At 41.7% G+C, this 22768-nt stretch carries 16 protein-coding genes; 9 read left to right on the top strand and 7 right to left on the bottom strand.

Annotated features, from left to right (window positions below; translation table 11 throughout):
- Positions 1-4 precede the first annotated feature (4 nt).
- The 7 genes from HMPREF1518_RS07390 (at position 5) to HMPREF1518_RS07360 (ending at position 8927) form a co-directional block, all read left to right on the top strand.
- A complete protein-coding gene (locus HMPREF1518_RS07390; RefSeq protein ID WP_033585268.1) occupies positions 5-1273 on the top strand; it encodes a dihydroorotase in 1269 nt (422 codons plus the stop codon).
- A 41-nt stretch (positions 1274-1314) separates the two neighbouring features.
- Positions 1315-2655: an MATE family efflux transporter gene (locus tag HMPREF1518_RS07385; protein WP_033585266.1), complete on the top strand. Its 1341-nt coding sequence runs from the start codon at positions 1315-1317 to the stop codon at positions 2653-2655.
- A gap of 179 nt (positions 2656-2834) precedes the next feature.
- Positions 2835-3803 carry a thiamine pyrophosphate-dependent dehydrogenase E1 component subunit alpha gene (locus HMPREF1518_RS07380; RefSeq protein ID WP_033585264.1) on the top strand — a complete coding sequence of 323 codons (969 nt, stop codon included), beginning with the start codon at positions 2835-2837 and terminating at the stop codon, positions 3801-3803.
- 16 nt (positions 3804-3819) lie between these two features.
- Complete coding sequence (locus HMPREF1518_RS07375) at positions 3820-4812, top strand: alpha-ketoacid dehydrogenase subunit beta (protein ID WP_000448714.1); 993 nt, start codon at positions 3820-3822, stop codon at positions 4810-4812.
- 276 nt (positions 4813-5088) lie between these two features.
- Entirely contained in the window at positions 5089-6132 is a 1044-nt protein-coding gene (locus tag HMPREF1518_RS07370; protein WP_007521962.1) for a dihydrolipoamide acetyltransferase, read from the top strand.
- A gap of 45 nt (positions 6133-6177) precedes the next feature.
- A complete protein-coding gene (lpdA, locus tag HMPREF1518_RS07365; RefSeq protein ID WP_033585262.1) occupies positions 6178-7878 on the top strand; it encodes a dihydrolipoyl dehydrogenase in 1701 nt (566 codons plus the stop codon).
- A 59-nt stretch (positions 7879-7937) separates the two neighbouring features.
- Positions 7938-8927, top strand: coding sequence for a lipoate--protein ligase (locus HMPREF1518_RS07360; protein WP_000874002.1), 990 nt, complete (start codon positions 7938-7940; stop codon positions 8925-8927).
- A gap of 72 nt (positions 8928-8999) precedes the next feature.
- Here the strand turns inward: HMPREF1518_RS07360 and xerS are convergent, their stop codons facing one another.
- The 4 genes from xerS to ylqF all read right to left on the bottom strand — a co-directional run bounded on the left by xerS (position 9000) and on the right by ylqF (position 13815).
- On the bottom strand, positions 9000-10070 hold the full coding sequence (xerS, locus tag HMPREF1518_RS07355; protein WP_033585260.1) for a tyrosine recombinase XerS: 1071 nt from the start codon (positions 10068-10070) through the stop codon (positions 9000-9002).
- A 564-nt stretch (positions 10071-10634) separates the two neighbouring features.
- Positions 10635-12185, bottom strand: a complete 1551-nt coding sequence (locus HMPREF1518_RS07345; RefSeq protein ID WP_033585258.1) for a ClC family H(+)/Cl(-) exchange transporter — start codon at positions 12183-12185, stop codon at positions 10635-10637.
- Positions 12186-12197: 12 nt separating this feature from the next.
- Positions 12198-12977: a ribonuclease HII gene (locus HMPREF1518_RS07340; RefSeq protein WP_033585256.1), complete on the bottom strand. Its 780-nt coding sequence runs from the start codon at positions 12975-12977 to the stop codon at positions 12198-12200.
- Positions 12964-13815 carry a ribosome biogenesis GTPase YlqF gene (gene ylqF, locus HMPREF1518_RS07335; RefSeq protein ID WP_033585254.1) on the bottom strand — a complete coding sequence of 284 codons (852 nt, stop codon included), beginning with the start codon at positions 13813-13815 and terminating at the stop codon, positions 12964-12966. Before ylqF ends, HMPREF1518_RS07340 begins: the two co-directional genes overlap by 14 nt.
- 211 nt (positions 13816-14026) lie before the next feature.
- On the opposite strand from ylqF, the gene mazE reads away from it, so the two are divergent.
- Both mazE and HMPREF1518_RS07325 read left to right on the top strand, forming a co-directional pair.
- Positions 14027-14242 carry a type II toxin-antitoxin system PemI/MazE family antitoxin gene (gene mazE / locus HMPREF1518_RS07330; RefSeq protein WP_033585252.1) on the top strand — a complete coding sequence of 72 codons (216 nt, stop codon included), beginning with the start codon at positions 14027-14029 and terminating at the stop codon, positions 14240-14242.
- Entirely contained in the window at positions 14226-14582 is a 357-nt protein-coding gene (locus tag HMPREF1518_RS07325; protein ID WP_000560798.1) for a type II toxin-antitoxin system PemK/MazF family toxin, read from the top strand. The genes mazE and HMPREF1518_RS07325 overlap by 17 nt, the downstream gene beginning before the upstream one ends.
- A 33-nt stretch (positions 14583-14615) precedes the next feature.
- Here the strand turns inward: HMPREF1518_RS07325 and HMPREF1518_RS07320 are convergent, their stop codons facing one another.
- Genes HMPREF1518_RS07320 through rexB form a run of 3 tightly spaced genes read right to left on the bottom strand, consistent with a single transcriptional unit; the run spans position 14616 to position 22737 of the window.
- Positions 14616-15794 (bottom strand): hypothetical protein, encoded by a 1179-nt coding sequence (locus HMPREF1518_RS07320; RefSeq protein ID WP_033585250.1) that lies wholly within the window; start codon positions 15792-15794, stop codon positions 14616-14618.
- A 17-nt stretch (positions 15795-15811) separates the two neighbouring features.
- The gene (gene addA, locus HMPREF1518_RS07315) at positions 15812-19465 is read right to left on the bottom strand and encodes a helicase-exonuclease AddAB subunit AddA (protein WP_033585248.1); all 3654 of its coding nucleotides are present in this window, start codon (positions 19463-19465) and stop codon (positions 15812-15814) included.
- A complete protein-coding gene (rexB, locus tag HMPREF1518_RS07310; protein ID WP_033585247.1) occupies positions 19462-22737 on the bottom strand; it encodes an ATP-dependent nuclease subunit B in 3276 nt (1091 codons plus the stop codon). Before rexB ends, addA begins: the two co-directional genes overlap by 4 nt.
- Positions 22738-22768: the final 31 nt, after the last annotated feature.

Raw genomic sequence — 22768 nt, 5'->3', positions numbered from 1 at the left:
GCAGATGTTATTAATCAAAAATGGTCGTGTAATGGATCCCAAGTCTGGTTTGGATCAAGTGTGTGATGTTTTGGTCCAAGATGGGAAAATTGTCAAAATTGCCCCTGAAATCAAGGAAGAAGGAGCAGAGCTAATTGATGCTACTGGTCTTGTAGTTGCGCCTGGACTAGTTGATATTCATGTTCATTTCCGTGAACCTGGTCAGACCCACAAGGAGGACATCCATACTGGGGCACTAGCGGCTGCTGCAGGTGGTTTTACAACGGTTGTCATGATGGCTAATACCAATCCAACCATCTCAGACGTAGAGACTTTGCAAGAAGTTCTCCAGTCTGCTGCCAAGGAAAAGATTAATATCAAGACAGTTGCGACCATTACTAAGAACTTTAATGGCCAAGACTTGACTGACTTTAAGGCACTCTTAGAAGCTGGTGCGGTTGGTTTCTCAGATGATGGTATTCCACTCGAAAGCAGCAAGGTTCTCAAAGAAGCCTTGGAAAACGCCAGGAAACTAGGTACCTTTGTTTGTCTTCACGAGGAAGATCCTGGTTTGAATGGAATTCTTGGTTTCAACGAAAACATCGCTAAAGACCACTTCAAGATCTGTGGTGCGACAGGTGTAGCAGAATACGCTATGATTGCGCGTGATGTCATGATTGCCCATGCAACTAAGGCCCACGTTCATATCCAGCATTTGTCTAAGGAGGAAAGTGTCAAAGTAGTAGAGTTTGCTCAAGGTTTGGGGGCCCAAGTCACAGCAGAAGTGGCACCACAACATTTTTCTAAGACAGAAGCCCTCCTTTTGACACAAGGAAGCAATGCTAAGATGAATCCGCCACTTCGTTTGGAATCAGACCGACGTGCCGTTATCGAAGGTCTCAAATCAGGCGTCATCACAGTTATCGCGACAGACCACGCGCCTCACCATGCAGATGAGAAAAATGTAGAAGATATCACCAAAGCGCCATCTGGTATGACTGGTTTGGAAACCTCTCTTTCTCTTGGTTTGACTTATTTGGTGGAAGCTGGTGAACTAAGCTTGATGGAATTACTAGAAAAAATGACTGTCAATCCAGCTAAATTGTACAACTTTGATGCAGGCTACTTGGCTGAAAATGGTCCAGCGGACATCACTGTCTTTGATGACAAGGCTGATCGTACTGTTGGTCCAAACTTCGCTTCAAAATCAGCCAATTCTCCATTTATCGGGGAAACTTTAAAAGGGCAGGTTAAATATACCATCTGTAAGGGAAAAATCGTCTACCAAAACTAGATGGGATTCTGCTCTATAAACTATAAGAATAGAGAGCGTATATGTATCGAACCCATCAATTTAAAGATAAGTTTATTTTATTTCTTAAGATATTTTTTCCTATCCTGATTTATCAGTTTGCTAATTATTCTGCCTCTTTTGTCGATACAACCATGACTGGGCAGTACAATACTATGGACTTGGCTGGTGTATCGACTGCAACGAGTCTATGGAATCCTTTCTTTACTTTTTTAACAGGGATTGTTTCGGCCATGGTTCCCATCATAGGCCATCATCTGGGACGAGGTAAAAAGGAAGAAGTTGCATCTGACTTTTACCAATTTATCTACTTGGCTTTCGGACTGTCTTTGGTTTTGCTTGGCATGGTAGTATTCTTAGCGCCACCTGTCTTAAACCATATCGGACTAGAAGCTCAAGTGGCGGCAGTTGCAGTTTCTTATCTTTGGTACCTTTCTATCGGGATTATTCCCTTGTTGCTTTTTGGTGTCATTCGGTCATTGTTAGATTCTCTTGGTTTGACCAAGATATCTATGTACCTCATGCTTTTGTTACTTCCGCTAAATAGTGGTTTTAACTATCTCTTGATATATGGAGCCCTTGGTTTCCCTGAGCTTGGTGGTGCAGGAGCAGGGCTAGGAACTTCCTTAGCCTATTGGGTTTTATTGGGCATTTCCCTGCTTGTTTTGTTCAAACAAGAAAAATTAAAAGCGCTACATCTTGAAAAACTTATTCCACTCAATATAGATAAAATTAAGGAAGGTGTTCGATTAGGTCTACCAATCGGGGGAACCGTATTTGCTGAAGTAGCTATTTTCTCCGTGGTGGGACTAATCATGGCTAAGTTTTCATCGCTCATCATCGCTAGCCACCAGTCAGCTATGAACTTTTCGAGCCTCATGTACGCTTTCCCCATGAGTATTTCCTCTGCTATGGCGATTGTTGTGTCTTACGAGGTTGGGGCTAAACGTTTTGAGGATGCAAAAACCTATGCTCGTCTGGGAAGAGTAACCGCCCTTATTTTTGCAGGTCTTACCCTGTCCTTTCTCTACATTTTTAGAGATCGTGTAGCAAGTCTATATGGAAATGACCCTCACTTCATTGAAACAACTGCTGTATTTCTAACCTACAGTCTCTTTTTCCAGTTAGCTGATACCTTTGCGGCTCCGCTCCAAGGAATTTTAAGAGGGTATAAGGACACTATCGTTCCTTTCTATCTTGGTCTAATCGGATATTGGGGAGTAGCGATACCTCTAGGATACCTACTAGATCAGGTAACTGACTTAGGGGCATTTGCTTACTGGATTGGGTTAATTGCCAGCTTGATTGTTTCTGGTTGTTTGTATCAATGGCGTTTGAAAACCGTAATGAAAAGATTGAGCTAATTTTAAGAAATTATCCTGAAAAAACAACTTTGTGAAAAAATGCTCTAACTAGAGAGAATCCCTGTTTTAACAGGGATTTATTTTTTTATATTGTGAAATTTTATTAGCCATATACTTTGACAGTGTATACTAAAAAAGGTAAAATAGTAAGGTAAGAACAAAGTTAGAAAGGCAAGATTATGTCAACTTTAGATAAGAATCTTTTGCTAGATATGTTCCGTAAGATGGAAGAAATCCGTCGCATGGACTTAAAAATTGCTCAGTTAGTGAAAAAGGGGAAAGTTCCCGGTATGACTCACTTTTCTGTCGGAGAGGAAGCTGCTAACGTCGGAGCAATGCTGGCTCTTAATCCAGATGATCTGATTACCTCAAACCACCGTGGACATGGGCAAGCTATCGCCAAAGGGATTGACCTCAATGGAATGATGGCTGAAATCCTTGGAAAGTACACTGGGACCTGTAAAGGAAAAGGTGGTTCTATGCACATCGCTGACCTGGATGCTGGGAACCTCGGTGCCAATGGTATCGTAGGTGGTGGTATGGGGATTGCTGTTGGTGCAGCCCTCAGTCAGAAAATGCAACAAACTGGTAAAATCGTGGTCTGCTTCTTTGGAGATGGTGCGACCAACGAAGGCGTTTTCCACGAAGCAGTGAACATGGCTTCTATTTGGAAACTTCCTGTTATTTTTTACTGCATTAACAACGGTTATGGGATTTCTGCGGATATCAAGAAAATGACCAATGTAGAACACATCCATCAACGTAGTGCGGCATATGGAATTCCTGGAATGTTTATCGAAGATGGGAACAACGTCATCGATGTCTATGAAGGATTTAAGAAAGCTGTAGATCATGTTCGTGGTGGAAATGGCCCAGTCTTGATCGAAAGTGTAACCTATCGCTGGCTTGGCCACTCATCATCTGACCCTGGTAAATATCGTACGCGTGAAGAAGTGGAATTGTGGAAACAAAAAGACCCAATCGAAAATCTTCGCAACTATCTCGTTGAGAACAACATTGCAAGTGCCGAAGAATTGGAAGAAATCCAAGCGCAAGTCAAGGAAGCAGTAGAAGCTTCTGTTAAATTTGCAGAAGAAAGCCCATTCCCACCACTAGAATCAGCATTTGAAGATATTTACGCAGACTAAGGAGAAAGAGATAAAAATGGAAACAAAAACAATGTCCTTCCGTGACACCATTATCCTTGCTATGTCTGAGGAAATGCGTCGCGATGAAAATGTGTTCTTGATGGGAGAAGACGTCGGTGTCTTCGGAGGAGACTTCGGAACTTCTGTTGGAATGCTCGAAGAATTTGGTCCAGAACGTGTCCGTGACTGTCCGATTTCTGAAGCTGCCATCTCGGGAGCAGCAGCAGGAGCAGCCATGACAGGACTTCGTCCAATTGTCGATATGACCTTCATGGACTTCTCGGTTATTGCCATGGATAATATCGTCAACCAAGCTGCTAAAACACGTTATATGTTTGGTGGTAAAGGTCAGGTTCCAATGACTGTCCGATGTGCAGCTGGTAACGGAGTTGGTTCTGCCGCACAGCACTCGCAATCCCTAGAGTCTTGGTTCACTCACATTCCTGGACTTAAGGTTGTAGCACCAGGTACACCTGCTGACATGAAAGGATTACTTAAGTCTTCTATCCGTGATAATAACCCTGTTATCATTCTTGAGTATAAGTCAGAATTTAACCAAAAAGGGGAAGTGCCAGTTGATCCAGACTACACAATCCCACTTGGAGTTGGCGAAATTAAACGCGAAGGAACGGATGTAACAGTTGTTACTTACGGTAAAATGCTTCGCCGTGTGGTTCAAGCAGCTGAAGAATTGGCAGAAGAAGGAATTTCGGTTGAAATTGTGGATCCACGTACCCTTGTACCGCTTGATAAGGATATCATCATTAACTCAGTTAAGAAGACTGGAAAGGTCGTTCTGGTCAACGATGCCCACAAAACAAGTGGCTATATCGGCGAGATTTCAGCAATTATTTCAGAATCAGAAGCATTTGACTATCTAGATGCACCAATCCGCCGTTGCGCCGGAGAAGATGTGCCAATGCCTTACGCACAAAACCTAGAAAATGCAATGATTCCAACCGTTGAAAGCATCAAAGATGCCATCCGTAAGACTTATAACAAAGAATAGAATTGCATAAATTAAATTATGTAAATTTGCGACAGTTTTTTGACGAATCGATAATATTCGACAAAAAACTTAGTAAGTCTACTAGGTTGGTCGCCAGATAGCGGCAACCGTAGTAACTTGAGATACGTTCCGTGTCCAAGTTACTTGTAGAGTTGAACACGGGCTAAAAGCTCGGAAAAAAGATAAATCTCCTTGGCTTCATCGAAGCCAGCGTCGATTTCCTATTTTTCAGTCGCTTTTGACGCCCTTTATATCATAAATAGAATTGGAGAGGTCATGGCTGATGACAAGCTAAGAGCGACTCCTGCGGCTAGAAAGTTAGCGGATGATCTAGGGATCAATCTCTACGACGTTTCTGGCTCAGGTGCAAACGGTCGTGTCCACAAAGAAGACGTGGAAACTTATAAAGACACAAACGTGGTTCGCATTTCGCCACTTGCAAAACGAATTGCCCTCGAACATAATATTGCTTGGCAGGAAATCCAAGGAACGGGTCACCGTGGTAAAATCATGAAGAAGGACGTTTTGGCCTTACTTCCTGAAAATATCGAAAACGACACCATCAAGTCTCCTGCTCAAATCGAAAAAGTGGAAGAAGTTCCAGACAATATCACTCCTTATGGTGAGATTGAGCGTATTCCAATGACACCAATGCGTAAGGTTATCGCGCAACGTATGGTTGAATCTTACCTAACTGCGCCAACTTTCACACTCAACTACGATGTCGATATGTCAGAAATGTTGGCTCTTCGTAAGAAGGTTCTTGAGTCGATTATGGAAGCAACTGGTAAGAAAGTAACTGTTACAGACCTTCTTTCTCTCGCTGTTGTGAAGACCCTTATGAAACACCCATACATCAACGCTTCATTGACAGAAGACGGCAAGACCATTATCACTCATAACTATGTCAACCTTGCGATGGCGGTTGGGATGGATAACGGATTGATGACACCTGTTGTCTATAATGCTGAAAAAATGAGCTTGTCAGAGTTGGTTGTAGCCTTTAAGGATGTGATTGGTCGTACCTTGGATGGTAAATTGGCTCCAAGTGAGTTACAAAACTCAACCTTCACAATTAGTAACTTGGGAATGTTTGGCGTTCAGTCCTTTGGTCCTATTATTAACCAACCAAACTCAGCTATCCTCGGGGTTAGCTCAACAGTTGAAAAACCTGTAGTTGTCAATGGTGAGATTGTCATTCGCCCTATCATGAGCCTTGGATTAACCATTGACCACCGTGTTGTAGATGGTATGGCTGGTGCTAAGTTTATGAAAGACTTGAAAGCCTTAATTGAGAACCCAATCTCAATGTTGGTTTAAAAATACAGTATTTATTTTTAAAGATATAGATAAAGGAAGTAAGACATGGCCTTAGAAGTAATTATGCCAAAAGCCGGCGTGGATATGACAGAAGGACAAATCGTCCAATGGAATAAAAAAGTCGGAGAATTTGTAAAAGAAGGAGAAATCCTTTTGGAAATCATGACTGACAAAGTCAGCATGGAATTGGAAGCAGAAGAAGATGGCTACTTGATTGCTATCCTCAAAGGAGATGGTGAAACTGTCCCAGTAACGGAAGTCATTGGCTACCTTGGTGAAGAAGGGGAAAATATCCCAACGGCTGGAGCAGCACCAGAAGCTAGTCCAGCGCCTTCAGTTAGTGCCTCAAACGACGACGGCAAGAGCGACGATGCCTTTGATATCGTTGTGATTGGTGGGGGTCCTGCTGGATATGTAGCGGCTATTAAAGCAGCCCAACTTGGTGGTAAGGTTGCCCTTGTTGAGAAATCAGAACTCGGTGGAACCTGCTTGAACCGTGGATGTATCCCAACTAAGACCTACCTTCACAACGCTGAAATCATCGAAAACATCGGTCATGCAGCAAACCGTGGTATCGTCATCGAAAATCCAAACTTCACTGTTGATATGGATAAACTTTTAGAAACTAAATCTAAAGTTGTCAATACCTTGGTAGGTGGTGTTGCGGGTCTTCTTCGTAGCTACGGAGTTACTGTTCATAAGGGTGTTGGTACCATCACTAAAGACAAGAATGTCTTGGTAGATGGTTCTGAATTGCTTGAAACCAAGAAAATCATCCTTGCCGGTGGTTCAAAAGTTAGCAAGATTAACGTCCCTGGTATGGAATCTCCACTTGTCATGACCAGTGATGACATTCTTGAAATGAACGAAGTTCCAGAGAGCCTCGTAATCATCGGTGGTGGTGTTGTCGGTATTGAACTCGGTCAAGCCTTCATGACATTTGGTTCAAAAGTGACTGTTATTGAAATGATGGACCGTATCGTTCCAGCTATGGATGCGGAAGTTTCTAAGAATCTTCGCTTGATTTTGGAACGCAAAGGTATGACTATCTTAACAGGTACAAAATTGCAAGAAATCATCGAAGAAAATGGTCAACTTCGTATCAAGGTTGAAGGAAAAGACGATATCATCGCAAGCAAAGCTCTTCTTTCAATCGGTCGTGTGCCAGATCTTGAAGGAATTGGCGATGTTGAGTTTGAATTGGATCGTGGTCGCATCAAGGTTAACGAATATATGGAAACTTCTGTTCCAGGTATTTACGCACCAGGTGACATTAACGGTACTAAGATGTTGGCGCACGCGGCCTTCCGTATGGGTGAAGTTGCCGCTGAAAATGCCCTTAAAGGAAATCATGCTGTTGCCAAATTGAACTTGACTCCTGCAGCCATCTACACTCTTCCTGAAGTAGCAGCAGTAGGTCTAACTGAAGAACAAGCTCGTGGGAAATACGATGTTGCAATCGGTAAATTCAACTTTGCAGCCAACGGTCGTGCCATTGCATCTGATGCTGCTCAAGGTTTCGTAAAAGTTATCGCTGATAAGAAATATGGGGAAATCCTTGGTGTGCACATCATTGGTCCTGCAGCCGCAGAACTGATTAACGAGGCATCAAGCATTATCGAAATGGAAATCACTGTTGAGGAAATGCTGAAGACCATCCACGGACACCCAACCTACTCTGAAGTGATGTACGAAGCATTTGCAGATGTTTTAGGAATGGCTATCCATTCACCTAAGAAAAAATAAAACGAAGATAGACTAGACTGGAAAGATGTTTTCCAGTCTCTATCGTATAAAGGGATATCATGAAATACATTATCAATCATTCAAACGACACTGCTTTTAATATCGCCTTGGAAGAATATGCCTTTAAACACCTACTAGATGAGGATCAAATCTTCCTTCTTTGGATTAACAAACCTTCTATCATTGTTGGACGTCACCAGAATACTATCGAAGAAATCAATCGTGATTATGTTCGAGAAAATGGTATTGAGGTAGTCCGCCGTATCAGTGGTGGTGGAGCTGTTTATCACGATTTAAACAACCTCAACTATACTATCATTTCAAAAGAAGATGAAAACAAGGCCTTTGACTTCAAGAGCTTCTCAACTCCAGTTATCAACACCTTGGCTCAACTAGGCGTTAAAGCTGAGTTTACAGGCCGTAATGACCTTGAGATTGATGGCAAAAAATTCTGTGGCAATGCCCAAGCCTATATCAATGGGCGTATCATGCACCACGGTTGCTTGTTATTTGACGTTGATTTGTCAGTCCTTGCTAATGCCCTCAAGGTTTCAAAAGACAAATTTGAATCAAAAGGTGTGAAATCCGTTCGTGCCCGTGTAACCAATATTGTCAATGAATTACCTGAAAAAATCACAGTTGAAGAATTCCGTGATTTGCTATTGGAATACATGAAAAAAGAGTACCCAGAGATGACTGAATACGTTTTTTCTGAGCAAGAATTAGCGGAAATCAATCGCATCAAGGATACCAAATTTGGTACTTGGGACTGGAACTACGGTAAATCACCTGAATTTAACGTCCGTCGTGGAACAAAATTCACCAGTGGTAAGGTTGAAGTTTTTGCCAACGTCATTGAATCAAAAATCCAAGATATCAAGATTTACGGTGATTTCTTTGGTATCGAGGACGTTGCAGCTGTAGAAGATGTCCTTCGTGGCGTAAAATATGAACGCGAAGATGTTCTTAAGGCACTAGAAACTATTGACATCACACGCTACTTTGCTGGTATTAGCCGTGAAGAAATCGCTGAAGCGGTAGTGGGATAAAAAGAAAAAGAAGTTGGTTGTATGACCAGCTTCTTTTTTGAACTATTATTTACATAATTTATTTTATGTAATTCACAAACTATCTAAAGCATTCTTTTGTTCATCGTTGACGATATGGGTATAGAGGTCAGTGACTTGTGTACTGGCGTGTCCTAGCTGATGGCTGACCAAAACTTGCGATTTAGTAGCATCGTAGAGCCTAGTAGCCAGGGTATGGCGTAGTTTGTGGGGAGTTACACGAACTTTGAAATCCTCTGAGTACTTAGCAACCATTTTTTCAACACTAGAAGCGTCGATACGATTGGGAACACCTCGGTATAAGGTCAGAAAGAGCGCTGTATCTGTCTTTTCCGTCTTATAGCGTTGATTTCGAATGGCGAGATAATTCTCTAGGTAAGGCTTAGCAAAGGCTGCGACATTGACAGAATCACGTTTGCCACCTTTTCGAGTGACATCAATGACCATCATTTTGAGATTAAGGTCTCTTAGATCCAGATTAACAGCTTCAGATAGGCGGACACCAGACGCCAAGAGAAGGGCAATAATGGCCAAATCACGTTCTTTATTCTTATTAAATGACGAGAGAGCGCGATTTGAGAGTTGTTGTGGGTACTCTTGGTCGATATAAGTCAGAAAACCTTCTGTTTCATCACCTAGAAAGAGTTTTTGCTTGATGTTTTCAGCTCTGGAAGCAAGTGTTTCTTTCTTTTTCTTGGTTGAAACTTTCTTCATTACATTACGATAGAAATAAGGCTCCCCTTGGTCGTTTTCAACCTCCTCTGTTAGATACTTGTAAAGACTAGAAAGTGCCGACAAAGTCCGATTAATGGTCGTCTGAGAGACACCTTGTTTGGTTGTATTGGCATTCAGCAAAGGTCGTTCTCGTAGATATAGGATAAAAGCTTCCATATCTTTTTTAGACATATTTTCCAAGACAGATAAAGGAATGTCGGACATTTTATCAACATTTGAAATACCAGACTCCAAAACCCAGCTAAAAAATCGATCGTATTCCTTGAGGTATTCGTACAAGGTTGTAAAACTGTAGGGAACAGCAAGCTTTGATTGGTAGTATTCCAGAACATACCAAGGCATGATTTGTTTTAGTTTATCGATTCGTTCCAGTAAAATCTCACGTTTCATGCATTTTCTCCATAATTAAGTCTACCAGTAGTATAGCATAGACTTATATATTTTTCAAGAAAATTATAGTTTTTCGGAAAGATGTTATGGGAGTTTTCAAAGAATAGAAAAAAGACTTAGATCTATGAAATACAGAACTAAATCTTTTTTCTATTGTGAATCATTATCTAGTGCTTTTTCTAGTTTCCAAATACTAAACCAGAATGAAATAGTCAGCAGAATAAGGAAAATAAAAAAGAGATTATCAGTAACGATACTTCTGTTCATTCTACATAACTGAAGAGCTATATAAGGAGCTATGAGATACAAAATACATTGTATAATTGCTATTGTTTTCTTTTTCATGATTTTTAATCTTACTGTACAGATTTGATACAGTAAACTCCTTTCTAGCTTTATCATTCCTAACTTAATTATAGTCTTATTTTTTACAAAGTTCAATTACTTGTATGTTGAAATACCTTATCAGTAAGAAATAACCGATCTCATTGCAGAGAATCGGTTTTCAAATGTATTTAATTAAGAAATATTTTTGTTGCATAATATAAATTATGTAAACAAAACTTACAACAACAAATCTTTGACTTTTCCAATTTCACTTTTTGGAATCACCAGGTGAATCATATCACCCAGATACATTCTAGTTGAGCCGTTAACTGTTTGGCTTTTGCCATTATGGACTTGGGTGGTGATGAGTACGTTATGTGGCAAGTTGAGCTCATGAACCTGTTTTCCAGCGATTTTATCTGATACAGGAATTTCAATGAGGGTGACTTCTCCTTCATCTGTCGCTTCTTCTGGCAACATTTTTTCTAGCATGGCCTCATAGACTGGAGCACCCTTGAGTAGATCCATGACGATGTAAGCTACCAAGGTCACTAAGCCAAGTGGCATGAGGTTGCGAATGTCCCCTACCATCTCAGTTACGAGGATCATAGCGGTTAAGGGAGCCTTGGATATTGCCCCAAAGTAGCCACTCATTCCTAAAATGACAAATATAGGGAATTGTTGCTGACTGACAAGTCCAAGATTGACACAAATAACACCAACCAGGGCACCAAGTAAGGAACCGAGAGCCAGAATGGGAAGGAAAATTCCTCCTGGGAGACCACTTCCATAACTAATCATGCTCCAAACAAAGCGAATCAAAAAGTAAGCTAATAGAATTTGGAAACTAAAATTTTGCTCAGTCAAGGAAAGAACGACCTGATTTCCACCACCGAGAATTTGTGGCAAGAAAATCCCGACTGGTATGATAAGGATAAAGGCTAGGATTGGATAATAAGCTCTATCTAAATGGATTGTTTGGCCAACCCAATCATAAACTCGACCAACATTGAGTACAGCCTTCTCATAGAGAAAACCAGAAAGCCCGAGAAAAACTCCCATAAGGACGTATATCCAATACTGGTCTAGGGTCATGAGAGGGATGTTATCTGGCATATCCAGTACGGGGGTTAGGCCAAATATGAGCAGAGAAATAAAGTTTGCTACGAGACTAGCTGCTAAAGTTGAGACCCAAAAAAAGCGTGAAAAATGGTGGTAAACTTCTTCTATAACAAAGAGAAGACCTGCGATTGGTGCATTAAAGGCAGCTGCTAATCCTGCTGCAGCACCACTGGCAATCAAGGAACGTTCCTCTACTGGGCTAGATTTGAGCCACTTGGCAATGCCTTTACCACCAACTGCTCCAAGTTGAATACTTGGCCCTTCTCTACCTAGCATAAGGCCACTGGCAATAGCAAGAATCCCTAGAATATACTTTTTCCAGAGGACACTCCACCAGTTAAGAGTCATGAGTCCTTTTAATTCGGCTTCGACTTGAGGAATTCCTGAACCCTTGATATCTTTTTCCGATCGAGTCAATTTCGCACTGAGCCAGCTAACAATTAGATAAAATAGACCAATGATAAAAAGATTGCGGACTAGGTGCGCTTGACCTTGATAGAGTCCTTGTATCAGGTGGAAGCCCTTTTCGATTAAGAAACGAAAGGATCCGACGATGAGCCCGACGACAAGACCAACAATGACTCCTCGCCCAACTTGGGATAATATGGTGCTTGAGGCAAAGGCAAATTCTTTCTTGGAACTGAGTGTTTCTGACTGTTCCTCCATAATCATTTCCTCTTACTTATCTTTCTTAGTTGAAACCAGTGTTTTGACTGGTTCAAAACTGGTTCGATGAATTTGGGTGACACCTAGTTTTTCCAATCCTTCTAGATGTTTAGCTGTTCCATAGCCAGCATTAGCCGTGAAATCATAGCCAGGATATTGGTTGTCATAGTCCTTCATAATATTATCCCGTGTCACCTTGGCCACTATAGATGCAGCTGCAATAGAGAGAGAGTTTGCATCTCCTTTGATGATTGCTGTTTGAGAAATCGGCAACTCCAGTTTCATGGCATCTATCAAGAGGTGCTCAGGTTGTGGACTGAGCTGGGAGATTGCTTCCTTCATGGCCAGTTTGGTCGCCTCGTAGATATTGACTTGGTCAATGATGTGATTATCCTTGATACCAATACCTATTGCCAAGGCCTGGTCTTGAACGGTTTGATAAATTTCCAGATGTTTCTTTTTAGGGATCTTCTTGCTGTCGTTGAGCCCTCTAATCTTACAATTTTTTGGTAAAATAACGGCTGCAGCGACCACAGGTCCAGCCAGTGGACCACGGCCGACCTCGTCAACGCCTGCTATTAAGGTCACTCCTTGCTTATAAAGTTCTTTTTCATAGGAAAGCATGGATTCCAAACGAAGATCCTCATCCAGTTCAGCCTGAATGGCTTTTTTACGCTTGCTGATTTCCTTTTGAACTCCAGAACGAGTATCTTTTTCGAATTCTAGAAAAAGAGGATTGTCTAATTCTTTAACAGTGGCAAGAAGTTCTCTGATTTCTTTAATCGTCGTCATCAATGTCGTCCAATGTATCTAAGGTATAGTTACCGAGTTTTCCATCACGGACTTCCTTGACGAAGAGACTATAAAAACGGTCGTAATCATCTCGGAAACCGAGCGCACGTGTCATATCCATGATGATAACAGGTGCTTCTTCTTCTATCTTCATTTGTTTGAAGCGTTCAGCTAGCTTTTCTGGATAATGTTTTTTGAAATAATTGAGACCAAAAATAGTCACTTCATCCATTGGGAGTAGTTGATCTTTGATAGCTCCCGTCAAGGCTAGTTTAAGTGCGACAGCATCATCCTCAAACTTAGGCCAGAGAATCCCTGGTGTATCTAGGATTTCAAGGTCTTTATTGGTTTTTAGCCATTGTTGCCCCTTGGTAACACCTGGTTTATTGCCGACCACCGCAATCTTTTTACCAGCCAAACGGTTCATGAGAGTTGACTTACCGGCATTTGGAATTCCGATAATCATGGTCCGCAAGGTTTCAATTTTGATACCGCGTTCTTTCTGGCGTGCAATCTTATCAGCCATAAGCTTTTTAGCAGCATCAGTCACAACTTTTACAGTAACTTGCTCTTTGGAGTTGATTGCTAGAGTTTGAATCCCTTGTGATTCAAAGTACTGACGCCATTCTTTTGTCATTGCTGAATCAGCCAGGTCTGCCTTGTTTAAAATTAAGAGTTTGGGTTTATCACCAACAATTTTATTTAACATAGGATTTTGACTAGATAAAGGTAGACGCGCATCCACCAAAATTGTCACAAAATCAACAAATTTTAAATTCTCCTGAACTTGTCGCCGAGCCTTAGACATGTGGCCCGGAAACCATTGAATAGTAGCCATAAATTTCCCTTTCCGACTAAAAAAACGTAATAAAACGTTTTCTTTCTCACCATCTATTCTATCATAAATTAGGTGCTTTTGCACAGGCTTTGACCACAATAAATGACAAATAGTATTGGTCCGAAACATCTTTGATGCCAGTCACGATTTACTTGACTTTTTTTGCTAACAGGTATATACTTAGTGTATACTAATTCGTGGAGGTAGAGCAATGAATACAGTAAAGACTCGGAAGGTAGGAAATTCTCTCACTGTGACTATTCCGAAAAATTTGGGGATGACAGAAGGTCAAGAAATGGTTGTCTACAAAGGGATTGACGGAGTCATTGTCTTAGCTCCAAAAATGAAAGATCCTTTTGATGGGATTACTGATTTGAGAATGACAAATGATTTTGAAGGGGTAAGGTCACTTGATAGCGAAATCTGACTATATTCCTGAAAAGCAGGATATCATTTGGCTGGACTTTGATCCATCAGTCGGTCGAGAAATTCAGAAAAGGCGACCAGCCTTGGTTGTTTCTAGGAGAGAATATGCCTTGCAAACTGGTTTTGTGGCTGTCTGTCCCATCACTCATGGCCAACAACGTTTGGCAGAAAAAGGCTTGCTCGTTCCTGTCTCGTCGGATAAGGTAGATGGCGCTGTCAATCCATTTCAACTGTATACCTTTGATTTTCGGATGCGAAATGCTCAAAAAATAACAAGAATGGACACACAATGTTTTCAGAAAGTCGTCCAACTTTACCAGTACATCTTTGGAGATACTTAAATCCTACCATGCATAGACAAGGTAGGATTTTTTCTATATGAGTAACCTATTTAAGAACGGATGAAGACAATTGAGGAGAATCCCTCTAATCCAGCTTTCTTGTGCTGATGATAGATCCTCTGCTTGAAGGCATTCTTTTAGAAAATCGCGGACTTGTTCTGGAGCAATCTCAAACTCAAAGGCCTTCATCTTGTAGAAAAAGTCAATGAGATGCTCAGATAAGTAACCATCTGAAAAGGGTACTTCTCCACTTTTTCGATACTCTAGTAAGAGTCGAGAAAATCTGGCTTTTTCATCAGGCAAATCACGAAAATAGGAATTAAGAAGCCAAGTCTGTTTCTGCTTTCGTTCAATAGGATCTTGATTTGCAATACGCTGATCCTTTTCCAGCTCCTTTTGGTTTTGTTTAGCCTTGATAGCCCGTTCGTCTCTATTTTTACCAAAGAGGATTTTCTCCCATTTTCGTTCTTCTTGGGTCAAGGTTTCTGTAAAGCCAAAGTAATCTTGATAAGCGCGTTCTGCAGGTCCCATGGCAAGAATGAGGTTGTCAGCGTATTGCTTGGCGATTTTATCTCTTTTCTTACGTTCTTTCTCTGCTTGAATCCGTAAATGCTGCTCGTAGTCGATTTTCTCCTTGCCTAATTTGACAAGGTAGAGTTGGTCATCGGACTTACCAAGTAGAAAAGGTTTGATACACTTTTCCAGCACTTCTTCCATACGGGCCTTCTTCTTTGGCTCTGCCTTGGTCCAACTTCCTCCTTGAAAGACTTCTAGGAAGAGCCGATAATCTTTCTCAGGCGAGAATTGATTGCCACGATTGGCTTTGAAAACACCTTTCTCCCAAAACCATTTTAGAAGTCGTTCGTCAAAGTCGCTTTTATTAACCTTGATTTTTTCCTTTTTCTGAGCCTTTTTAGTTAGATTTTCAACTTTTCTGAGTAGTCTTTCTTCCTCCTCCAGTTGCTGGTCTAAAGTCACTCGATGAAAATGACGAACACAGTCACTGCCGATTGGAAAGAGGCGTTGGCCTGTGACACCATTAAAGAGTTCGTAGGCGTATTTTATGGCGTTCCCGCAAACACAATTACTACGACCAATGCCATTAAAAATCAAGGAAACTTCATTCCATTCCTTGGTAGCTTGATCCCAAGTATCGGCTTTTGAAGCCTGTAAAACCGCATCGTGCAGGGATTTTCTAACCGGAAGTGTCATGAGGTCTCCTTTCTAGGTTATACTTTTACAACTTGAACCTCGTCTTTACCGAGTAAAATCAAGTATTTTTCTATGTTTTCAATCAAATAGGCTCGTGATAAAGCTTCTCCGTATAAGGCTAACTGCCCACGATAGCGTTCAATAAGCTGATTTGCTTCATCATAACGGTCAGTCTTATAGTCAAAAAGAACGATACGATCCTCGAAAAGCAGATACCCGTCCAAGATTCCACGGACAACAAAGTCTTCTTGACTCTTTTGGTCTCGTTTGAGCATAGAAAAAGGTTGCTCTCGATAGAGATGGTTTGTATTGGCAAGAATCTCCTGACCGAGTTCTGTGTTAAAGAATGCAAGGATTTTCGCAAGATTGATCTTGTCTCTGACAGCTGGACTCGTTTGAACTTGTTTGAGAGTTTCTGTCAGACTAGCAAGTGTTGGTTGCTGACCGAGGTCAATTCTCTGCATGAGTTCGTGGGTTGCACTACCAATCTCCGCACCAGTTACTTTTTCTTTAGTTGAAAAATCTGGTAAATCGAAGCTGATTTGTTTCTCTGGTGATTTGGTTTGGTTAGCAATTTGTACACCTTCCATATCCATAACAGGTTCGTAGAATTTCTTAATTTGACTTGGGGTTTGAACACTAGGAAGTTCAATAGCCGCACGGTGAAGAGTATTATAGACTTCCACCTCTTTTAGCATTTCAAGGGCTTCCTTGATGGTCTCTGACTGACGGTTGCTTGCTTGGGAACTATCTTGTAAAGGACCCTTGTTTTCCAATTGACCAATAGCTTCTCTGGTCAGCTGGTCTTCACCGACAAAGCGATAGCTAAAGTTGAGATGATCTTTGGCAAACACTTTAGTGATAGCCCAAATCCAATCTTGGAAATTCTTGGCTTGCAGTCTGGTATTTTTATCTAGTTTTCCGTTTTCAGCAGCTGGATATTCCTTGGCTTCCAGCTTTTCACGAGAGCCCTTACCGACAAGATAGAGCTTTTTCTCAGCCCGTGTCATGGCAACATACAGCAAACGCATCTGCTCTGAATAGCTGGCCAGTTGCAGTTCTTCTTCATTCTGCGTATAAGTCAGGCTAGGAATGGAGAGTTTGATGGTTTTAGGATAGTGAGCTTCTACTGCTCCTGTTTCCACCTTGGCAATGTATTTGACACCAAGCCCATTTTTACGACTGAGAATAACATCAGACATTGAGTCTTGCTTATTGAAATCTTGATCCATGTTGAGGATAAAGACATAAGGAAACTCCAGACCTTTACTCTTGTGAATGGTCATGAGTTCCACTGCGTCTTTAGGCGGTGCTACTGCTACGCTTGCAAGATCATGCTGTGCTTCCAAAACCTGATCAATCATACGAATAAAACGAGACAAGCCTTTGAAATTACTCTTTTCAAACTGGTCTGCTCGCAGAGCTAGGGCATAGAGATTGGCTTGTCTGGCAGGACCGTTAGGCAAGGCTCCAACATAATCATAGTAAAAACGATCGTTGTATATCTTCCAAATCAAGTCATAAAGAGAGTGAGTTTTGGCATATAAGCGCCAAGAATCCAAGATATCCATGAATTGTTTTAGTTTTTCCGCTAAAGCTGAGTGAATTAACTCTTTCTGCTCAGTTGTTTGTTTTTGAGCGTTAAGCAGTTTCTCAAAAAGATTCTCTTGTACCTTATCTTTTACTTTCTGAAGGGACAAGCGTGCCAACTCGTCCTCATCAAAGCTAAACATTGGAGACTTCATAAGGGCAACCAAGGCATAGTCTTGCAGGGGATTGTGGATGACACGAAGAGTGTCTAACATGACTTGCACTTCTAGGGATTGGAGGTAATTATTTTGTTCTCCGTCTGTTTTGACAGGAATTCCGTACTCAGACAGAACGAGGAGTATCTGGTCATTACGACTGCGACTGGAAGTCAAAAGGGCAATTTCCTTAAAGGCTACACCATTCTCTTGATGAAGCTTCAGGATTTCCTTGATGACTAAGCGTATTTCCCCTGTTAGTTTTGTTTTTAATTGGCTCTCTTCCTCCTCTTGTCCACTGTCGTCCTTATCGTAGAGGAGAAATTCTGCCTTGTTGTCTGGATTGGGAGTTAGTTTGCTATTGGCAAAAACAAGCTGGTGCATGCTGTCATAGTTGATTTCCCCAACCTCTTGATCCATAAGGCGTGCAAAAACATCATTGGTTGCAGACAGCACTTCTGAACTACTACGGAAATTTTCCTTGAGGAGAATCAATTTACCCTCTTTAGGATTTTGCGCATAGCGTTGGAATTTTTCATTGAAAATCTGCGGGTCTGCCTGACGGAACCGGTAGATAGACTGCTTGATATCTCCAACCATAAAGCGATTGTGACCATTCGACAGCAACTCCAGCATCCGTTCTTGAATGTGGTTGGTATCCTGATACTCATCGACCATGACTTCATGGAATCGCTCCTGATATGCATCACGAACTTGTGGGAAATTCTCTAAAATTTCAATGGTGTAATGGCTGATATCAGCAAACTCAAAGGCATTTTCCTGGCGTTTACGTTCACGATAAGCCTCCACAAAATCACTCATAAATGTTTGGAAAGTTTTAGATAACTCCCAGGTGTCTCCATGATAACGTTCTTGATAGTCGAGAATTGTTATCTGGTCTGCTAGTTGTCCAAGTTTAGCAAACTGGGCCTTTCTTTCTTCGTTGTAGGCATCAGCCAGTGGTTTCAAATCGGCTTTACGACTAGAATTAGCTAGAGCTCTACCATTTTTTTCTTTCGAGATGGCGACAACACGCGTAAGCACTGCTTGATAAGCCTGGCTATCGGACTCTTGATTTAAGGAACCAATTTCATCCAGAACCAACAGCACATTTTCTAAATAGGTAGCTTTTGGAAACTCCTTAGCATCGTTATCCAGATGATAACGGAGGAAACTTTCCAAATCCCATAGCGCCTGTTTGATTTGCTCAGTTAATTTGTCTTTTTCAATTACAAAGTCAGCTTCTTCAAACCCTTTGAGGAAAGAGTTACTCAACCATTTTTTGGGGCTACTGGTGGATTGGAGGAAATCATAAATTTTGTAGACTTGTTGACGAAGACCACGTTCATCCTTGCCTCGACCAGCAAAATTCTTGACCAATCGACTAAAGCTCTCTTTATTTTCACCTTGGTAATGATCTTCAAAAACCTGATGAAAAACCTCATTTTTTAAGATTAACTGTTCACTTTCATTTTGTAGAATACGGAAGTTCGGTGCGATATCAATCAGATAGCCATGTTTGCCAAGGAATTTTTGCGTGAAGGAGTCCATGGTTCCGATGGCAGCGTTTGGCAGTTCTGCCAATTGACGTCCCAAGTGTTGTTTGAGATCGACATCATCGGTTTCTTGGATTTGTTGGCTGATTTTTTTCTCCAAACGTTCCTTGAGTTCAGCAGCAGCCTTGACGGTAAAGGTCGAGATAAAGAGTTGGCTGATTTCCACACCACGTGCTAACTGATCCAGAATACGCTCTGCCATGACAAAGGTTTTCCCTGAACCAGCAGACGCTGAGACTAGGATATTTTGCCCAGCAGTATAAATAGCTTGGATTTGCTCGGCAGTTCTTTTCTGTTCCTTGCTTGAACTCGCTTCTGTTTCTTGTAATTTTTGAATTTCTTCCTCAGTTAAAAAGGAAATGGGCTTCATCGGTTCAACTCCTCTCTCATTTTCTCAAACCAAGCTTGCTTAAGTTTTTCTCCTACCAGACGCTTGCCATCAGATAAGTCTAATTTCTCAAGGAAACGGGCTTGTCCCAAGTGGTAATTGGCTTCAAATCCAGTAATGGCTTGGTGTTGCTGAACGTATGGGGCAATACTTCTGCCATTCTCTGTGTATGGATTAATGGCAAAATGGCCTTCTAAAATCTTTTCAGCAGCCTTCTTGTAAAGATGGGCATTGTAGTCCAATAAGAGCTGGAACTCCTCGTCTGTCAGCTGATTGGCCTTGTTTTTGTTGTAAAATTCGCCCAAGTGACTGCTTTCTTTCTCTAAAAAGAGTCCCTGGTATTTCATAGACTTGCTGGCTTCTGCTACTGCTCCTGCCAGACTTTTAACAGCTAATAAAGATTGGACAGGCTCAGCCATTTCCAAGTACATGGCACCGAAAAAGTTCTGCTCCCCCTCTCTTTTTAGGGCAGCAAGATAGGTTGGCAGCTGGGAATTAAGGCCATTAAAGAAATTCGGAAACTGGAACTGAGTTAAACTAGACTTGTAGTCTACCACTCCTAACGCTCCATCAGCTTTCAGGCGGTCAATACGGTCAACCTTGCCTCGCACATGGACACTGCGACCATTATCCAATTGAATAAAGGCTTGATCCTTGCCACCAAATGTTGCCTCCTCTTGGATGGTTTCGATAGCTGGATTATGACGAAGGATGTGGCCCGTAGTTCGCGCAACATCAAGCAGAATTTCCTTTGTAAACTGAGCTTCCAGACTTTCCTGATAAATAGCCTCAAATTCACGTTCTTGGCTGGTTTCTTGAATAGCTTGTTCCAGACGTTGGTCAAAGGAATCTTCATCAGGCAGTTTCAAGGCACGTTCAAAAATACGATGCAAGAAATTCCCGTGACTTCGAGCATCAGGACGTAGGCGCACCTCTTCCTGCAAACCTAAGACATAACGGAGGAAATAACTGTATTCATTGCGGTAAAACTCCGTCAAACCAGACGTAGACAAGTAAAACTCTTTGTCAGCTGGATAGAGAGCCTGCAAGGTCTCTTTAGCTAATGGCTTGCTGCTTGGACTAGTTGGGATAGCTGGATTTGTAAGACCTTTTTGGTCAAGTTTTTTCCCCATGACACGAGCCAAAACCTTGACAAAGGTCAAATCTTGCTCAGTATTACTTGTCTCGCCCTGCTGATGATAGGCAACTAGACTAGACAATAGACTGTGATAAGACCCCATATCATCCTTAGACAGACTTTTTTGATGAATCTTCTTCTCCATCCGGCTAAAGCTAAAACTCACCAGTTCCTGAAGATAGGCCGATTCCTTGCTCTCATTTTCATTAAGAAGACTTGGTGCTGACAACACCAACTGCTTACGAGCGGCGTTGACTAAAGAAAGCATGGTATAGCGATTTTTCTTGAGATTTTCGCTACTTGCAATCAGTAATTGTGCTCCCTCCTCAGTTGCTTGGTTTAGACTTTGTCTTTCTTCGTCTGTCAAAAGACTGGTGTTTTGCGCGATTTTTGGCAAATGATCCTGAGTGAGCCCGATGGCATAGACAAAGTCAGCTGTCAGAGGGGCAATCAGATCGTAACTCTGCACCAGAACAGTGTCCACTGTCGCTGGAATGGTGCGATACTGGGACAAACTCATCCCAGAATGGAGCAAGGATAGGAAATCATCTAGACTAACTTGTGAACCAGCAAAAACGGTCGCAAATTGTTCTAAAACATGGCAGAAGGCCTTCCAAACTTCAGCTTGTCTTTCCTGTTCTAGAGTTTCCATAGTAGCTGTCAATTTTTGCATCTGCTTGCTTAAATCAGCATTTTTTAGAAAAGTATTCCACTTTTTCAAGAGATTTTCAGTCTTTTGCTTCTGACTGGCAAATAAGGTTTCAAGTGGTACCAAAACTCGCAGACGAAGAGAATTTAAACGCTCTAAATCAAACTTTCCAAGGTGGGATTTGGTGAAGGTTTGCTGAAAGGCGGGCAAGCCATTGATGCCAAGATAGCGGAGATATTGCTCAAAAGCATCAATATCCGCTTGGCTAAGGTCAGTATACAGACCAGTTCGGAGGAGATTAATCAAATCCTCCTGACGGAAACGATAACGTTTTAAACGCAAAATAGATTCGACATACTGAGTCAAAGGGTGGTGAGCCATGGATTCGCTTCTACCAAGATAGAAAGGAATCTGGTACTGGTCAAAAATGGTTTTCAGTGATAGCTGGTAAGATGCCACATCCCCCAGCAAAATACGGAAATTCTTGTAACTCAGTTCTGGATGGTCATGTAATTTCTGACGAATGCTACGGGCTACTAATTCCAGCTCTTCTTTTTGCGTCAAGCAGGACCAGATTTGCAGATTTTCACGGTCCTTCTCATCGATATCCAAGGTGAGTTCTGAGAAATCATAAGAAGACTCTAGCAAACGAGAGGCCTTGTCAAAACTATCCATTTTCTCATGAGTCTGAGAACGATCCTGAGCAGGTGTTTGGTATTTTGCACCCAAATGATGGAGGAATTCCACACTGGCTTGATAGAGATTCCCTTCAGTGAACGGACTGGTATAGGCTTTTTTGCTTGCATAAGCCCCAATAACAATCTCGACACCTTTTCGATGGAGCAGATCCACCACATGCTCTTCCTCAGCAGAAAAACGGGTAAATCCGTCAATGATTAAGGCAATCTGACTAAAATCACTACTTACCTTGCCATTTTCAATAGCCTCAATCAAATGGGACAACTGACTTCCCTGAGCCAACTGACCTTGATTGAGATAGGCTGTTACTTTCTCAAAAATCAAGAGTAAGTCTGCTCGCTTATTCTCATCTGTTAAACTTTCCAAGTCCAAAAAGCTCATCTGAGCAGTCGTCATCTCATGATAAAGTTCAATCAACTGCTGGATAAATTGAGGATCCTGCTTAATAGCACCATAAACTCGCAAGTCCTTGGGATCGAGTTCCACAAGACATTTATAAAAAGCCATCCCAAGCCCGATGTCATCTAGACTGGTCTTGACAGGCAAATCATTTAAAACCAGGTAACGAGCCATCTGAGCAAAACGCGTAACGGTAATCGCAAAAGAAGCCTGCTGGGACAAGCATTCCAGCACGGCGCGTTCCTTTTCAAATGAAAGAGAGTTGGGGGCGATGTAGAAAACCCGCTTGCCTGCAGCAACTAGCTCTTCTGCCTCTCTCGTTAGAATTTCAGTCAAAGAAGTCCGAATATCAGTATAAAGTAATTCCATCTCAGCCTCGTTTGGTTTATCAAAGTTTCTT

This window comes from Streptococcus sp. SR1 (assembly GCF_000526075.1).
GTDB lineage: Bacteria > Bacillota > Bacilli > Lactobacillales > Streptococcaceae > Streptococcus > Streptococcus halitosis.
Note: the sequence above shows the minus strand (reverse complement) of the source record. Positions and strands in the feature narration are given on the sequence as shown.

What these genes read in the sequence shown, in the direction of transcription:
- addA (WP_033585248.1), bottom strand. Translation starts at nt 19,465, where the DNA reads ATGAAGCCCATTTCCTTTTTAACTGAGGAAGAAATTCAAAAATTACAA.
- lpdA (WP_033585262.1), top strand. Translation starts at nt 6,178, where the DNA reads ATGGCCTTAGAAGTAATTATGCCAAAAGCCGGCGTGGATATGACAGAA.
- rexB (WP_033585247.1), bottom strand. Translation starts at nt 22,737, where the DNA reads ATGGAATTACTTTATACTGATATTCGGACTTCTTTGACTGAAATTCTA.
- HMPREF1518_RS07360 (WP_000874002.1), top strand. Translation starts at nt 7,938, where the DNA reads ATGAAATACATTATCAATCATTCAAACGACACTGCTTTTAATATCGCC.
- HMPREF1518_RS07375 (WP_000448714.1), top strand. Translation starts at nt 3,820, where the DNA reads ATGGAAACAAAAACAATGTCCTTCCGTGACACCATTATCCTTGCTATG.
- ylqF (WP_033585254.1), bottom strand. Translation starts at nt 13,815, where the DNA reads ATGGCTACTATTCAATGGTTTCCGGGCCACATGTCTAAGGCTCGGCGA.
- HMPREF1518_RS07320 (WP_033585250.1), bottom strand. Translation starts at nt 15,794, where the DNA reads ATGACACTTCCGGTTAGAAAATCCCTGCACGATGCGGTTTTACAGGCT.
- HMPREF1518_RS07385 (WP_033585266.1), top strand. Translation starts at nt 1,315, where the DNA reads ATGTATCGAACCCATCAATTTAAAGATAAGTTTATTTTATTTCTTAAG.
- xerS (WP_033585260.1), bottom strand. Translation starts at nt 10,070, where the DNA reads ATGAAACGTGAGATTTTACTGGAACGAATCGATAAACTAAAACAAATC.
- HMPREF1518_RS07345 (WP_033585258.1), bottom strand. Translation starts at nt 12,185, where the DNA reads ATGGAGGAACAGTCAGAAACACTCAGTTCCAAGAAAGAATTTGCCTTT.
- HMPREF1518_RS07370 (WP_007521962.1), top strand. Translation starts at nt 5,089, where the DNA reads ATGGCTGATGACAAGCTAAGAGCGACTCCTGCGGCTAGAAAGTTAGCG.
- HMPREF1518_RS07380 (WP_033585264.1), top strand. Translation starts at nt 2,835, where the DNA reads ATGTCAACTTTAGATAAGAATCTTTTGCTAGATATGTTCCGTAAGATG.
- HMPREF1518_RS07340 (WP_033585256.1), bottom strand. Translation starts at nt 12,977, where the DNA reads ATGACGACGATTAAAGAAATCAGAGAACTTCTTGCCACTGTTAAAGAA.
- mazE (WP_033585252.1), top strand. Translation starts at nt 14,027, where the DNA reads ATGAATACAGTAAAGACTCGGAAGGTAGGAAATTCTCTCACTGTGACT.
- HMPREF1518_RS07390 (WP_033585268.1), top strand. Translation starts at nt 5, where the DNA reads ATGTTATTAATCAAAAATGGTCGTGTAATGGATCCCAAGTCTGGTTTG.